13 protein-coding genes, 2 tRNA genes and 1 pseudogene are annotated in these 14,211 nt (G+C 60.4%); 12 read left to right on the top strand and 4 right to left on the bottom strand.

What is annotated here, in order from left to right:
* The 5 genes from CBW50_RS27140 to CBW50_RS27120 all read left to right on the top strand — a co-directional run.
* A partial coding sequence (locus tag CBW50_RS27140) for an integrase core domain-containing protein (RefSeq protein WP_139842666.1) occupies positions 1–114 on the top strand: 114 nt, incomplete at its 5' end.
* Between the two features lie 265 nt (positions 115–379).
* Positions 380–1,558 carry a glutamine-hydrolyzing carbamoyl-phosphate synthase small subunit gene (carA, locus tag CBW50_RS27135; RefSeq protein ID WP_086148383.1) on the top strand — a complete coding sequence of 393 codons (1,179 nt, stop codon included), beginning with the start codon at positions 380–382 and terminating at the stop codon, positions 1,556–1,558.
* On the top strand, positions 1,551–4,787 hold the full coding sequence (gene carB / locus CBW50_RS27130) for a carbamoyl-phosphate synthase large subunit (protein WP_086148382.1): 3,237 nt from the start codon (positions 1,551–1,553) through the stop codon (positions 4,785–4,787). The genes carA and carB overlap by 8 nt, the downstream gene beginning before the upstream one ends.
* A gap of 171 nt (positions 4,788–4,958) precedes the next feature.
* Positions 4,959–5,435: a transcription elongation factor GreA gene (gene greA, locus CBW50_RS27125; protein ID WP_034757428.1), complete on the top strand. Its 477-nt coding sequence runs from the start codon at positions 4,959–4,961 to the stop codon at positions 5,433–5,435.
* Entirely contained in the window at positions 5,435–5,878 is a 444-nt protein-coding gene (locus tag CBW50_RS27120) for a DUF4149 domain-containing protein (RefSeq protein ID WP_172404916.1), read from the top strand. Before greA ends, CBW50_RS27120 begins: the two co-directional genes overlap by 1 nt.
* 160 nt (positions 5,879–6,038) lie before the next feature.
* Here the strand turns inward: CBW50_RS27120 and CBW50_RS27115 are convergent, their stop codons facing one another.
* On the bottom strand, positions 6,039–6,509 hold the full coding sequence (locus CBW50_RS27115) for a YhbY family RNA-binding protein (protein ID WP_010397237.1): 471 nt from the start codon (positions 6,507–6,509) through the stop codon (positions 6,039–6,041).
* 42 nt (positions 6,510–6,551) lie between these two features.
* Here CBW50_RS27115 and CBW50_RS27110 point away from each other — a divergent pair, with 42 nt between their 5' ends.
* From CBW50_RS27110 to CBW50_RS27085, 6 genes are all read left to right on the top strand, one after another.
* The gene (locus CBW50_RS27110) at positions 6,552–7,235 is read left to right on the top strand and encodes an RlmE family RNA methyltransferase (protein ID WP_034757436.1); all 684 of its coding nucleotides are present in this window, start codon (positions 6,552–6,554) and stop codon (positions 7,233–7,235) included.
* Between the two features lie 201 nt (positions 7,236–7,436).
* The gene (gene ftsH / locus CBW50_RS27105; protein ID WP_086148380.1) at positions 7,437–9,317 is read left to right on the top strand and encodes an ATP-dependent zinc metalloprotease FtsH; all 1,881 of its coding nucleotides are present in this window, start codon (positions 7,437–7,439) and stop codon (positions 9,315–9,317) included.
* Between the two features lie 106 nt (positions 9,318–9,423).
* Positions 9,424–10,257, top strand: a complete 834-nt coding sequence (gene folP, locus CBW50_RS27100; RefSeq protein ID WP_086148379.1) for a dihydropteroate synthase — start codon at positions 9,424–9,426, stop codon at positions 10,255–10,257.
* A gap of 39 nt (positions 10,258–10,296) precedes the next feature.
* Entirely contained in the window at positions 10,297–11,634 is a 1,338-nt protein-coding gene (gene glmM, locus CBW50_RS27095) for a phosphoglucosamine mutase (RefSeq protein ID WP_086148378.1), read from the top strand.
* A gap of 125 nt (positions 11,635–11,759) precedes the next feature.
* A tRNA-Pro gene (locus tag CBW50_RS27090) sits at positions 11,760–11,836 on the top strand.
* 94 nt (positions 11,837–11,930) lie between these two features.
* Positions 11,931–12,005 (top strand) — tRNA-Arg (locus CBW50_RS27085).
* Between the two features lie 62 nt (positions 12,006–12,067).
* Here CBW50_RS27085 and CBW50_RS27080 read toward each other — a convergent pair.
* The 3 genes from CBW50_RS27080 to CBW50_RS27070 form a co-directional block, all read right to left on the bottom strand.
* Positions 12,068–12,247 (bottom strand): hypothetical protein, encoded by a 180-nt coding sequence (locus tag CBW50_RS27080; protein ID WP_086148377.1) that lies wholly within the window; start codon positions 12,245–12,247, stop codon positions 12,068–12,070.
* Between the two features lie 177 nt (positions 12,248–12,424).
* The gene (locus CBW50_RS30140; protein ID WP_086148376.1) at positions 12,425–12,991 is read right to left on the bottom strand and encodes a PEP-CTERM sorting domain-containing protein; all 567 of its coding nucleotides are present in this window, start codon (positions 12,989–12,991) and stop codon (positions 12,425–12,427) included.
* Positions 12,992–13,305: 314 nt separating this feature from the next.
* Positions 13,306–13,857: a GbsR/MarR family transcriptional regulator gene (locus tag CBW50_RS27070; protein ID WP_170909696.1), complete on the bottom strand. Its 552-nt coding sequence runs from the start codon at positions 13,855–13,857 to the stop codon at positions 13,306–13,308.
* Positions 13,858–13,994: 137 nt separating this feature from the next.
* Here CBW50_RS27070 and CBW50_RS27065 point away from each other — a divergent pair.
* A pseudogene (locus CBW50_RS27065) lies at positions 13,995–14,211 on the top strand (thiol reductant ABC exporter subunit CydD); the annotation flags it as partial.

The following is a 14,211-nucleotide window of genomic DNA, read 5'->3' as shown; positions in this document are numbered from 1 at the left end:
CAGGCGAGCAAAATGGTGGCGCAATCGGTGCGGATATACAACCAGGAACGACCACATACGGCCTTGAAGTACAAAACGCCCGATGCGGTGCATCGGGCGTTTGTGCAGCAATAAATACTGTCAACCTATTTTAGGACTGGACAGGCGCCGATTTTATGTTGCTGCGCAAAAAAATGCCGGGCCTTCTGTATTTTCTTCCTTGTGGAAAAGCTTCCTTTTGGTTATAATTCAAAGGTTTAGCCAATCACACATATACCGTAGCGACTACCCATCCCCTCATTCAAAATGACCGTTGAAACGCCCTGAGTGCATGCAGCTCGGGTATCTAGGCGGTCGGTCTGACGTGGCGCAGCTACGGTAACTTTATCAGGAGTTGCCCTTGCCGCCATTTTTTTCTGGCCCTGCCGTTCCAGCCATATTAGCGCTTGCTGATGGAACGATCTTTAAAGGTTTTTCGATCGGCGCCGCCGGTCATACCACGGGCGAGGTTGTGTTCAACACCTCGATGACCGGGTATCAGGAAATCCTTACCGACCCAAGCTATTGCCGCCAGATGGTCACCCTGACCTATCCCCATATCGGCAATACGGGCGTCAATCCGGAAGATGTCGAATCTTCCAAGATTCACGCCGCTGGCCTCATCATCCGCGATCTGCCATTGCTGGCATCCAATTTCCGTTCCACCCTTTCCCTGTCCGACTACCTGAAAGCTGAAAATATCGTCGCCATCGCCGGCATCGATACACGCAAGCTCACGCGCATCCTGCGTGAAAAAGGCGCGCAGGGCGGCGCCATCCTCGTCGGCACGCAAGGCAATGAGCCGTCTTCCGCGCAAGCGCTGGAACTGGCCCGCTCCTTCCCCGGCCTGGCCGGCATGGACCTGGCCAAGGTGGTATCGAGCAAGGCCGCCTACGAGTACCGCGAAACGGAATGGACCTTGGGCGAAGGCTATGGCCAGCTGCTTGACGCCGACGCGAAATACCATGTGGTCGCCTTCGACTACGGCGTCAAGCGCAATATCCTGCGCATGCTGACGGCGCGCGGCTGCAAAGTCACCGTGCTGCCGGCGCAGGCGACGGCGGCCGACGCCCTGGCGCTGAATCCGGACGGCATCTTCCTGTCGAACGGCCCCGGCGACCCGGAACCGTGCGACTACGCCATCGCGGCGACCAAGGAGCTGATCGAGAAGGGCATCCCGACCTTCGGCATCTGCCTCGGCCACCAGATCATGGCGCTCGCTTCCGGCGCGAAGACGCTGAAGATGAAGTTCGGCCACCACGGCGCCAACCACCCGGTGCAAGACCTGGAAACGAAACAGGTCTTGATTACCTCGCAAAACCACGGTTTCGCCGTTGACGCGGCAACCTTGCCCGCGAATTGCCGCGTAACCCATGAATCGCTGTTCGACGGCTCCCTGCAGGGCTTTGCCCGCACGGACAAGCCGGCCTTCTGCTTCCAGGGCCACCCTGAAGCGTCGCCGGGCCCGATGGATGTTGCTTACCTGTTTGACCGCTTCATCAACTTGATGGCTGCGGAGGAGAAAAAGAAAAATGCCTAAACGTTTAGATATCAAAAGTATTCTGATTATTGGCGCCGGCCCGATCGTCATCGGCCAGGCCTGCGAATTCGATTATTCCGGCGCGCAAGCGTGCAAGGCCCTGCGCGAAGAGGGCTACAAAGTCATCCTGGTCAACAGCAATCCTGCGACCATCATGACCGATCCGGAAATGGCCGATGTGACCTATATCGAACCGATCACCTGGTCGGTCGTTGAGCGCATCATCGCCAAGGAGCGTCCGGACGCCATCCTGCCGACGATGGGCGGCCAGACGGCGCTGAACTGCGCGCTGGACCTGTTCAACAATGGCGTGCTGGCAAAATACAACGTCGAACTGATCGGCGCCTCGCCGGAAGCCATCGACAAGGCGGAAGACCGTGCCAAGTTCAAGGACGCGATGACCAAGATCGGCCTCGGTTCGGCACGCTCGGGCGTGGCGCACTCGATGGAAGAATCGTGGGCCGTGCAGCGCACCTTGGGCTTCCCGACCATCATCCGTCCATCGTTCACCATGGGCGGCTCCGGCGGCGGCATCGCGTACAACGAAGAAGAATTCGAAACCATCTGCAAGCGCGGCCTGGAAGCATCGCCGACGAAAGAGCTGCTGATCGAAGAATCGTTGCTGGGCTGGAAAGAGTACGAGATGGAAGTGGTGCGCGACAAGGCGGACAACTGCATCATCATCTGCTCGATCGAAAACCTCGACCCGATGGGCGTGCACACGGGCGACTCCATCACGGTGGCGCCAGCGCAAACGCTGACGGACAAGGAATACCAGATCATGCGCAATGCCAGTCTGGCAGTGCTGCGCGAGATCGGCGTCGACACGGGCGGTTCGAACGTGCAATTTTCGATCAACCCCGTCGATGGCCGCATGATCGTCATCGAGATGAACCCGCGCGTGTCGCGTTCGTCGGCACTGGCATCGAAAGCGACGGGTTTCCCGATTGCCAAGATCGCCGCCAAGCTGGCCGTCGGTTTCACCCTGGACGAGCTGCGCAATGAAATCACGGGCGGCGCCACGCCGGCCTCGTTCGAACCGTCGATCGATTACGTCGTCACGAAGATCCCCCGTTTCACGTTCGAGAAATTCCCGACGGCCGACGACCACCTGACGACGCAGATGAAATCCGTCGGCGAAGTGATGGCCATCGGCCGTACCTTCCAGGAATCGTTCCAGAAAGCCTTGCGCGGCCTGGAAGTGGGCGTGGACGGCATGAACGAAAAGACCAAGGACCGCGAGAAGATCGAAGAGGAGCTGGGCGAGCCCGGTCCCGAGCGCATCTGGTACGTGGGCGACGCGTTTGCCCAGGGCTTTACCCTGGAAGAAGTGCACCAGCTCACCAAGATCGACCCATGGTTCCTGATCCAGATCAAGGAAATCGTCGACCTGGAACTGTGGCTGGACACGCAGAAGCTGGAAAACCTGGACAAGAACACCCTGTACAAGCTGAAACAGAAGGGCTTCTCGGACCGCCGCCTGGGCTTTTTGCTGCAAACGACCGACGCGGCCGTGCGCCAGCAGCGCCATGCGCTGGGCATCCGTCCCGTCTACAAGCGCGTCGACACCTGCGCGGCGGAATTCTCGACCGACACGGCGTACATGTATTCCACGTACGACGAAGAGTGCGAGTCGAATCCGACCGACAAGAAAAAGATCATGGTGCTGGGCGGTGGCCCGAACCGTATCGGCCAGGGCATCGAGTTTGACTATTGCTGCGTCCACGCGGCCCTCGCCATGCGCGAAGACGGCTACGAGACCATCATGGTCAATTGCAACCCGGAAACGGTTTCCACCGACTACGATACTTCGGACCGCCTGTACTTCGAGTCGCTGACGCTGGAAGACGTGCTGGAAATCGTCGCCATCGAAAAACCGGTGGGCGTGATCGTGCAGTACGGCGGCCAGACGCCATTGAAACTGGCGCTGGACCTGGAAGCGAACGGCGTGCCCATCATCGGCACCTCGCCCGACATGATCGACGCGGCCGAAGACCGCGAGCGTTTCCAGCAGATGCTGCACACGCTGGAACTGCGCCAGCCGCCTAACCGCACGGCGCGCACGGAAGCCGACGCTTTGGCGCTGGCGCAGGAAATCGGCTACCCGCTGGTCGTGCGTCCATCGTACGTGCTGGGCGGGCGCGCCATGGAAATCGTCCACGAGCAGCGCGACCTCGAGCGCTACATGCGCGAAGCCGTCAAGGTTTCGCACGATTCGCCCGTGCTGCTGGACCGCTTCCTGAACGACGCCATCGAGTGCGACGTCGATTGCATCTCCGACGGCGAAACGACATTCATCGGCGGCGTGATGGAACACATCGAACAGGCCGGCGTCCATTCGGGCGACTCGGCTTGCTCCTTGCCGCCGTATTCGCTGGCAGCGGAAACCATTGAAGAACTGAAACGCCAGACGGCGCTGATGGCCAAGGGTTTGAACGTGGTCGGCCTGATGAACGTGCAATTTGCTATCCAGAAACAGGAGATCGACGGCCAGCTGAAAGACGTCGTCTTCGTGCTGGAAGTCAATCCACGCGCGTCGCGCACCGTGCCTTTCGTGTCGAAAGCCACCGGTCTGCAGCTGGCGAAGATCGCCGCCCGCTGCATGGTCGGCCAGTCGCTGGCCTCGCAAGGCATCACGCAGGAAGTCGTGCCGCCATATTTCAGCGTCAAGGAAGCCGTGTTCCCGTTCGTCAAGTTCCCGGGCGTGGACACCATCCTCGGCCCTGAAATGAAGTCGACGGGCGAAGTCATGGGCGTGGGCCTGACGTTCGGCGAAGCGTTTGTGAAATCGCAACTGGGCGCCGGCGTGAACCTGCCAAAATCGGGCAAGGTCTTCATCAGCGTGAAAGCGTCGGACAAGCCGCGCGCCGTGCAAGTGGCGCGCGACCTGGTCGAGTCCGGCTTCACCGTGGTCGCCACCAAGGGCACGGCTGCCGTGATCGCGGCTGCCGGCATCGCCGTCACGCCGGTGAACAAGGTGATCGAGGGCCGTCCGCACGTGGTCGACATGATCAAGAACCATGAAATCGTGCTGGTGATCAACACCGTGGAAGAAAAACGCAGCGCCATCGTCGATTCGCGGGCCATCCGCACCTCGGCCCTGGCGTCGCGCGTGACGACCTACACCACCATCGCCGGCGCGGAAGCGGCCGTCGAAGGCATCCGCCATCTGGATGAGTTGCGCGTCTACGATCTGCAAGGCCTGCACAAGACCCTGCAGCAGGCTTAATAGTCCGCGTGTCATTTGCAGTGGCCGCCGTTAGGCGGTACACTGCATGCTTATCAACCACAGAGTTCCGTGCAGAGCAGCGCGCGGCCTCTGTGGTTTTCACTTGGTAAGTCCGTTCAGCGTGACAAAACACGGCAACGGCGCCGATAACTAGCAGATAGTAGAGATAATATGACCTCAGTCCCATTGACCAAATACGGCGCAGAACTCCTGAAGGAAGAGCTGCATCATTTGAAGACCAAGGAACGCCGCATCGTCATCGATGCGATCGCCGAAGCGCGTTCGCACGGAGATTTGTCGGAAAACGCCGAGTACGATGCCGCCAAGGAACGCCAGGCCTTCGTCGAAGGCCGTATCGCCGAGCTCGAAGGCAAGCTGGGTGCAGCGCAAATCATCGACCCGACCGCGCTGGACGCGGAAGGCCGCGTGGTGTTTGCCTCGACCGTGAACCTGGAAGACCTGGAATCGGGCCAGAAAGTCACGTACCAGATCGTCGGCCTCGATGAAGCCGACCTGAAAATGAACAAGGTTTCCGTGACGTCGCCGATCGCCCGCGCGCTGATCGGCAAGTACGCCGGCGACGTGGTGGAAGTGCAGGCGCCGTCCGGCCCGCGCGAATACGAAATCCTGGAAGTGCTGTACATCTGATGCTGACGCGCCTGCGCATCCTCGTTGCCACCCTGTGGGCGGGCAGCCTGTGGACCATCGGCTTCGTCGTGGCGCCGACCCTGTTCGGCACCTTGAGCGACCGCGTGCTGGCAGGCAATATCGCCGGCAGCATGTTCCGCGCCGAGGCGTGGCTGTCCTTCGCCTGTGCGCTGGTACTGCTGGCCCTGCTGCAGTGGTGCCCCGGCGCGCTGGAAGCGAAGCGCCGGCGCCTGCTGGGCGCGCTGGTGCTGTCCATGCTGGTGTGCGCGCTGCTCAGCCATTTCGGCATCACGCCGCTGATGGCCGAACTCAAGGCGCAAGCGCCAGCGGGCATCATGGACGAGACCATGCGCAGCCGCTTCGGCATGCTGCATGGCGTGTCGACCCTGATCTTTGCCGTGCAGAGCCTGCTGGCGGGCGTGTTAATCTGGAAACAGCAGTAAAGTGTTAACTGCCGGGGCAGTCTCTTTGAGCGTAGATTCCATCCCATCGGGACGGAATCCCCCGCCGGGTCTGCCCCCAAAAAAAAGCGGAGCAGGGGATATCCCGTGCTCCGCTTCTTGTTTCAAGCCCGGCCGCCTTGCGGTGGCCGGGTGAACAGGCTTACTTGCTGCCCAGTGCGCTTTTCTTGGCGCTTTTCTGACGTGGCTTGGCACGCTTGATGGAACCGCCTTCGGTAACGCGTTCATTGCCCTTGATCATGACTTTCGTCACGCTGGGGCGCTTGGTGCCGCTGGCGCTGGCCTTGACGATGGTCACTTCGCGCATGCCTTTGCCGGCGCTGACCTTCTCTTTAACCACTTCTTTTTTCGGACGGTAGATTACCAGCAGTTTGCCTATATGTTGTACCGGGGCGGCGCCGAGATTGCCGCAAATCGTATCGTACATTCCAACGCGGGCTTCGCGGTCGTCGCCGAACACGCGGACTTTAATCAGGCCGTGCGAATCCAGGCCCAGGTCGATCTCTTTGAGGACAGCAGGTGTCAAGCCCGCTTCGCCAATGATGACGATAGGCTTCAGCGCGTGTGCTTCGGCGCGCAGTGCGCTGCGCTCTACGGGTGTAAGTTTTAGCATAATAATATTTAGTAATTCCCTTAAAAGCAGTATTCTACGCGAATGGCAAAGAAGAAATTAAACAAAAACTGGTTGCACGACCACATAAATGATCCTTATGTGAAGTTGGCGCAAAAAGAGGGCTACCGCGCCCGGGCAGCATACAAGCTCAAAGAAATCGATGAAGACGAAAAACTGATCAAACCTGGCCAGGTGATTGTCGACCTGGGCTGCACTCCCGGCAGCTGGGCCCAGTACACGCGGCGCAAGCTGGCCGGCAAGGACGGCGGCGGGGTCAATGGTACCCTGATTGGCCTGGACATGCTGGAAATGGAGCCGATCGCCGATTTCCACTTCATCCAGGGCGACTTCCGCGAAGCGCGCGTGCTGCGCCAGCTGGAGGTGGTGTTGCAAGGACGCAAGGTTGACCTGGTCCTGTCGGACATGGCGCCCAACCTGTCGGGCATCGCCACGGCGGACGCCGCGCGCATGGAGCATCTGATCGACCTGGCCATCGAATTTTCGCAATTGCATTTGAAGCCATCGGGCGTATTGCTGGTGAAATGCTTTAAAGACATGGGTTTCAGCCAGATCGTGGAGAAATTCCGCGCCGAATTCAAGGTCGTGGTGCAGAAAAAGCCCAAGGCCAGCCGCGATAAATCATCGGAAATCTTCCTGATGGGACGCGGAATCAAGAATCCGCTGAAAAATGCCGTTGAAGAAGATGATTCCGCCCTTGATATTTAAGGCGGAATCCGCACATGGGAACGAGAAGTGCGGTAGAGGCAGTGGTGGAAAAGCCTGAATTGTTTATACTGCATTTTTTTGCGTGAACGCGGTTTTTTCGCGCGCACGGATCGGCGGGCTTTGGCACGGCCCGCTTATTGCGAGTAAAATCGTGTTTCTAGCTATAGGTAAAGAGATGCGCACTGCATCCAAGGAGTCTTCGTGAATAACATGTTTTCCAAATCTGCCATCTGGGTAGTCGTATTGCTGCTGTTGTTCATGCTGTTCAAGCAATTCGAAAGTCATGGCTCCACAGGCGGCAGCAAGGCCATCGCTTATTCCGACTTGCTGGATGAAGTCAAAGCCAAGCGCGTCAAGGATGTCGTCATCGAAGGGTCGACGATCACCGCCAAGCTGATGGACGACACCAAGGTGCGTACCACCGCGACCAGCCTCGACAAGGGTCTGATCGGCGACCTGCGCGACAACGGCGTGCATTTCGATGTGCGTCCGCCCGAGGAAGCGTCGTTCCTGCAAACTATTTTTGTTTCCTGGTTCCCCATGCTGCTGTTGATCGGCGTCTGGGTCTTCTTCATGCGTCAGATGCAGGGCGGCGGCAAGGGCGGGGCATTCTCGTTCGGCAAGTCGAAGGCGCGCATGATGGATGAAGCCAGCAACACCGTTACCTTCGCCGACGTCGCCGGTTGCGACGAAGCGAAAGAGGAAGTCAACGAAGTGGTCGACTTCCTCAAGGACCCGAGCAAATTCCAGAAACTGGGCGGCCGCATTCCCCGCGGCGTGCTGATGGTCGGCCCGCCGGGCACGGGTAAAACCCTGCTGGCGCGCGCCATCGCCGGCGAAGCCAAGGTGCCGTTCTTCTCGATTTCCGGTTCCGACTTCGTGGAAATGTTCGTCGGCGTGGGCGCCTCCCGCGTGCGCGACATGTTTGAAAACGCGAAAAAGCACTCGCCTTGCATCATCTTCATCGACGAGATCGACGCTGTGGGCCGTCACCGCGGCGCCGGCATGGGCGGCGGCAATGACGAGCGCGAGCAGACCTTGAACCAGCTGCTGGTCGAGATGGACGGTTTTGAAGCGAACTCCGGCGTGATCGTCGTGGCCGCCACCAACCGCGCCGACGTGCTCGACAAAGCCTTGCTGCGTCCGGGCCGTTTCGACCGCCAGGTCTCCGTCGGCTTGCCCGATATCCGCGGCCGCGAACAGATCTTGAACGTGCACATGCGCAAAGTACCTATCGGTACCGACGTGAAAGCCGATATCCTGGCCCGCGGCACCCCCGGCTTCTCGGGCGCTGACCTGGCCAACCTGGTCAACGAGGCAGCCCTGTTTGCCGCCCGCCGCAGCAAGCGCCTGGTGGAAATGATCGACTTCGAAGACGCGAAAGACAAGATCTACATGGGTCCCGAGCGTAAATCGATGATCATCCGCGAGGAAGAGCGCCGCAATACGGCTTACCACGAGTCCGGTCACGCCGTCGTCGCCAAGCTGCTGCCGAAGGCCGATCCCGTGCACAAAGTGACGATCATGCCGCGCGGCTGGGCCCTGGGCCTGACCTGGCAGTTGCCGGAACACGACAATCTGTCCGCCTACAAGGACAAGATGCTGGAAGAAATTTCCATCCTGTTCGGCGGCCGCATCGCCGAAGAGATTTTCGTGGGGCAAATGTCCACCGGTGCTTCGAACGACTTCTCGCGCGCCACCAAGCTGGCCCGTTCCATGGTGACCCGCTTCGGCATGTCCGACAGCATGGGCGTGATGGTCTACGAAGACAGTGAAAACGAAGGTTTCTTCGGTGGCGCCACCAAGACCATCTCGGAAGCGACCCAGCAAAAGGTCGACGCGGAAATCCGCAGCATTCTCGACAAGCAATACGCGCTGTCGCGCAAGTTGCTCGAAGAGAACCGCGACAAGGTCGAAGTCATGACCAAGGCCTTGCTGGAGTGGGAAACCATTGATGCAGAGCAAATCAATGACATCATGGCCGGCCTGGAGCCGCGTCCGCCGAAAGTCATTCCGCCACGCCGCAATGCGGGCGACAGCGGTTCGGGCGGCATCTCGCCGAACGCGACGGCGCCAGCCTGATAGCGGCCGCCCCTTGACCGGTGGCGCGCTGTAAAAAAGGGTAAGGAGCAATCCTTGCCCTTTTTCGTTCCCGCGCCGGTTTTTCCTGATGACAAAAAAGAGTTACATGCGACACTATTTGCAATTCGGCCGCTTCGGCTTCAACCTGTCCGGCACGCAAGCGCTGGTGATGGGCATCCTGAACATCACGCCCGATTCGTTTTCCGATGCGGGCCAGTACCAGCACCTGGAGTTTGCCCTGTCACGCGCCGAGCAGATGATGCTCGATGGCGCCGACATCATCGACATCGGCGGCGAATCGAGCCGTCCCGGCGCGCCGCCGCTGCCGCTGCACGATGAGTTGCAGCGCGTCATGCCGGTGCTGTACGCCTTGCGCGATTGCGGCAAGCCCCTGTCCGTCGACACCTACAAGCCGCAAGTGATGCGCGAAGCCATCCTGGCGGGCGCCGACATGATCAACGATATCAACGGTTTCCGCGCTCCGGGCGCCATCGAGGCCGTGCGGGACAGCGACTGCGCGCTGTGCATCATGCACATGCAAAGCGTGCCGCAAACCATGCAGGACCAGCCGCAATACGAAGACGTGGTGGGCGAAGTCATCGCCTTCCTGCAGGAGCGCGTCGAAACGATGACGGCGGCCGGCATCGACCGCGAGCGTCTGTGCATCGACCCCGGCTTCGGTTTCGGCAAGACGGTGGAGCAGAATTACGCCTTGCTGCGGGCCACGCGCCGGCTGCGCAGCGAACTGGGCTTGCCCGTGCTGGCCGGGCTGTCGCGCAAGTCGATGGTGGGCGCCGTCACGGGCCGCCCCGTCGAGCAGCGCCTGGCCGGCAGCCTTGCCGGCGCACTTGCTGCGGTAGCGCAAGGTGCGGAAATTGTCCGTGTGCATGATGTAGCGGAAACGGTCGATGCCCTGAAGGTCTGGCGCGCAGCGCACTGAGCCTGTAAGATTCATTATAAACAACAAAAAGAGAAATTTATGACCCGGAAATATTTTGGTACCGATGGCATTCGCGGCCTCGTGGGCGCCGCCCCGATCACGCCTGACTTCGTCATGCGCCTCGGCTATGCGGCCGGCAAGGTGCTGGCCAAATCGCAGGGAAGCAAGACGCGGCCGACTGTGCTGATCGGCAAGGACACGCGCATTTCCGGCTACATGCTGGAAGCGGCGCTGGAGGCGGGCCTGTCGGCCGCCGGCGTGGATGTGATGCTGGCCGGCCCCATGCCGACTCCGGCCATCGCCTACCTGACGCGCGCGCTGCGCCTGTCGGCCGGCGTGGTCATTTCCGCTTCGCACAATCCCTACCATGACAATGGCATCAAGTTCTTTTCCGGCCAGGGCACCAAGTTGCCTGACAGCATGGAACTGGAAATCGAGGCGGCGCTGGACGAGCCCATGGACTGCGTGCCGTCGGACAAGCTGGGCCGCGCCAAGCGCCTCGACGATGCCCAGGGCCGCTACATCGAGTTTTGCAAGAGCACCTTCCCCAATGAGCTGGACTTGCACGGCCTGAAGATCGTCGTCGATTGCGCGCACGGCGCCGCCTACCATATCGCGCCCCACGTCTTCCACGAACTGGGCGCGGAAGTCATCGCCATCGGCAACAAGCCGGACGGCTTCAACATCAATGCGGGCTTCGGCGCCACGGCAACGGCCGCCATGGCTGCCGCCGTCGTCGAGCACGGCGCCGACCTGGGCATCGCGCTCGACGGCGACGCCGACCGCCTGATCATGTGCGACGCCACGGGCCGCCTGTATAACGGCGATGAGTTGTTGTACGTCATGGTCAAGGACCGCCTGGCAACGGGCCCCGTGGCCGGCGCCGTGGGCACCCTGATGACCAATATGGCGCTGGAGGTGCTGTTCAAGCAGCAGGGCATCGGCTTTGCGCGCGCCAAGGTGGGCGACCGCTATGTGCTGGAAGTCATGAAGGAAAAGGGCTGGATACTGGGTGGCGAAGGTTCCGGCCATCTGCTGTGCCTGGACAAGCACACGACGGGGGACGGCATCGTTTCCGCGTTGCAAGTGTTGTCCGCGCTCAAGCGCAGTGGTCTCGGCCTGCAGCAATGCCTGGCGGAACTGGTGCTGTTCCCGCAAACCCTGATCAATGTGCGCGTGGCGCCCGGTTTCAACTGGCAGCAGAACGCCGCCATGGTGGCCGAGAAAGAGCAGGTCGAGGCCGAGCTGGGCGACACGGGCCGCGTGCTGATCCGCGCCTCGGGCACGGAACCGCTGATCCGCGTGATGGTGGAGGCGAAGGAGAAGGAAAAGGCCGAGTCGATGGCGCGCCGCATCGCCGACAAGCTTGGCGCCTGATGGCGCGCAGGGCAGCCTTGCCCTGATCGTTTTCAGCAAGCGCCCAAGCGGGAGCGATAGTTATTTCCAGCTAATTCGTCTATGGCAATTGACGAAATTGTGGGGAAGCGTTATTATCTTGTCTTCGGAGTGTGGCGCAGCCCGGTAGCGCACCTGGTTTGGGACCAGGGGGTCCAAGGTTCGAATCCTTGTACTCCGACCAAAGTCATAAGCGGGCTGTCAGAAATGACAGCCCGTTTTCTATTCCGCGCAGGCATTTCATTGCTGGCGCGCATGGATTAAAATACTGCACCTTTCCGCCCATCGTTCAACGGATAGGACAACGGTCTTCTAAACCGTGAATGGGGGTTCGATTCCCTCTGGGCGGACCAGCTCTTGCTGGCCCTGCACGCGGCACCTTGCCGCATTGCCATCTCTTCTGCAGCAGCCCATGTCACGGCTGCGCGCACAGCACCACGCTCAGCAAATACAGCAACGGCACCGCGCACAGCAGCGCAGATAATACCGATACCATTTTCTTGCTGGCCAGCCTGGCCAGGCGCAGCCGTTCCCGCGCGGGCAGATGCTGGCGGATCACGCTGCGCGCGCGTGGCTGAAACGGTTGTTCGTGCATGAAATCTCCCTCGTCGACAGATGCCTGATGCCATCGAGCATAGCGAGGGGGATCTAAAAATGGTGTAAACAGTGGGCCTGGCGCCGCAAGCGCGGCGTAAACAGGCCACCGGCGGTGAAGGCGGCAGCGGGCGCGGGCGCTGCCGCGCCGCTGCCGTTGTGATGCGGATGGTGCGGCTTACTTTCCCTGGCGGCGGCGTGCCAGGAAGCCCAGCATGCCCAGGCCGGCGAGCAGCATGGCGTAGGTTTCAGGTTCCGGCACGGCGGAAATGAAGGCCCTGTAGTTGCTCAGGTCCTTGGGCAGGCCCGCCACATTGAAGGTGGTGCCGGCAGCCAAAGGAGCGGCCCAGTGGAACACCAGTTCGCCCTGGCCGAAGTGGATGGCCAGGTAGTCATAGGCGGCCGCGCTCGTATACGAATTGACGCCGCCGCTCAAGCCTGCCGTGGTGCCGGCAGTGCAGCCCGAGGTGGCGTTGTCGCAATACGAGACGGCGGGGCCCAGGCTGGTGCCAAAGACGCCATTGATATAGCCCTGGATATCCGATGGGCTTTGCGGCACCAGATTATCGTCATAATATTTCACCTGCAGCGCCGGCGATGGCGTATAGGTGACGGTGCTGCCGGCGATGACGAAACCGCTGGCCGGCCCCACGTCGACCCAGGTGGCCGCTTGCGCCGCACTTGCCAGTACGGTCATTGCGGCCAGCATGGATGCCTTGACGGCAATGCTCTTTATGCTTTCCATGAAAATCCCCTTTGTTGAAGACAGTCGCTTCTAGTATTGGGACGCGCCCCTGCCTGCCGGGGGATATCATCCCATTGCCCGTTTTACCTATCTTGTTAGCTATTTGCTGTGCGTAGAGAGTACGCAAATGAAAGCTTACTCTTGATGTAAATTAATACAATTTAAATAATACTATTGGTTCAGTTGACAACATTGCATACGGCTATGTATGGCTGTGCTAGCGATAGCCAACATGAGTGGAGGAAATGGCGTGACAAGGCAAGCCGCTTGTGCTAGCGGCTTGCCGGATGGGGGCGGGGAGGGCGGGGCGGACTTCAGTCGCTGTTGTTGCTGACGCCAAACAGGCGATCCTTGGCGTTGAGCAGCTTTTGTACCTTGGCGCCCATTTTCATCAGCTGGGCCATCGATTCGGGCGACAGCCGCTGCAAGTCGTCGAACCAGGTGTTGGCCAGGTCGACCAGTTCATACATTTCGCGCATGCGTTCCTGCGCATATTGATCCACGGGTTCCGTGGCCGGCGCCAGCAGCGATTCGCGCAGCACCGTCAGGGTGGGCGCCACTTCGCGGCGGCGGCGCTCGGCGGCCACGACGCGGAAGATCTGCCACACGTCGCCCAGCGAGGAAAAATACTCGCGCCGGTCGCCGGGGATGCGCGATTGGCGGATCAGGCCCCAGCCCTGCAGTTCCTTCAGGCCGATGCTCACGTTCGAGCGCGAAAAACTCAGGTGCTCCGCGATTTCATCCGCGTGCAGGGGATGCTCCGCGACAAACAACAAGGCGTACACTTGCCCCACCGTGCGGTTAAAGCCCCAGCGGCTGCCCATCTCGCCGAAATGGCTGACGAAGGTGAGGATCAGCGGCGTCATTTGGATATTTTGAGTTTTCATAATTATCTGAATTTTTTCACGCCAAACCGCCCCGGTCAATTGATATATGTCATGTTTCGAAGTATTATACAAAAAATCGAATTTACAGAAAATTCTGAAAACTCAAAAAGTATAAGATGCCAACCACGCCCCTGACCTTGCCCCGCTTTGTCCTGCCCCGCGCCGCCAGCCTCGTGCAGGGCGGCGCGGCCCTGCTGTGGCTGCCCCAGGCGGMGTTGCTGGCCTGGGCCCTGCAAGCCATGCTGGGCGGTGCGCCCTGGCGCGCGGCCCTGCTGCCGGCGGCCGGCGTGCTGCTGCTGGGCGTGCTGCGCGCCTGGGGCGAGGCATGGGGGG

The sequence above is a fragment of the Janthinobacterium sp. GW458P genome (assembly GCF_002127585.1).
Lineage (GTDB): Bacteria > Pseudomonadota > Gammaproteobacteria > Burkholderiales > Burkholderiaceae_D > Janthinobacterium.
This window is presented reverse-complemented; position numbering and strand designations above follow the sequence as displayed.

Bases quoted from the DNA above. Each gene is read 5' to 3' on its own strand.
- carB (WP_086148382.1), top strand. From the start codon at position 1,551: ATGCCTAAACGTTTAGATATCAAAAGTATTCTGATTATTGGCGCCGGC.
- greA (WP_034757428.1), top strand. From the start codon at position 4,959: ATGACCTCAGTCCCATTGACCAAATACGGCGCAGAACTCCTGAAGGAA.
- CBW50_RS27120 (WP_172404916.1), top strand. From the start codon at position 5,435: ATGCTGACGCGCCTGCGCATCCTCGTTGCCACCCTGTGGGCGGGCAGC.
- CBW50_RS27115 (WP_010397237.1), bottom strand. From the start codon at position 6,509: ATGCTAAAACTTACACCCGTAGAGCGCAGCGCACTGCGCGCCGAAGCA.
- CBW50_RS27110 (WP_034757436.1), top strand. From the start codon at position 6,552: ATGGCAAAGAAGAAATTAAACAAAAACTGGTTGCACGACCACATAAAT.
- folP (WP_086148379.1), top strand. From the start codon at position 9,424: ATGCGACACTATTTGCAATTCGGCCGCTTCGGCTTCAACCTGTCCGGC.
- glmM (WP_086148378.1), top strand. From the start codon at position 10,297: ATGACCCGGAAATATTTTGGTACCGATGGCATTCGCGGCCTCGTGGGC.
- CBW50_RS27080 (WP_086148377.1), bottom strand. From the start codon at position 12,247: ATGCACGAACAACCGTTTCAGCCACGCGCGCGCAGCGTGATCCGCCAG.
- CBW50_RS30140 (WP_086148376.1), bottom strand. From the start codon at position 12,991: ATGGAAAGCATAAAGAGCATTGCCGTCAAGGCATCCATGCTGGCCGCA.
- CBW50_RS27070 (WP_170909696.1), bottom strand. From the start codon at position 13,857: ATGACGCCGCTGATCCTCACCTTCGTCAGCCATTTCGGCGAGATGGGC.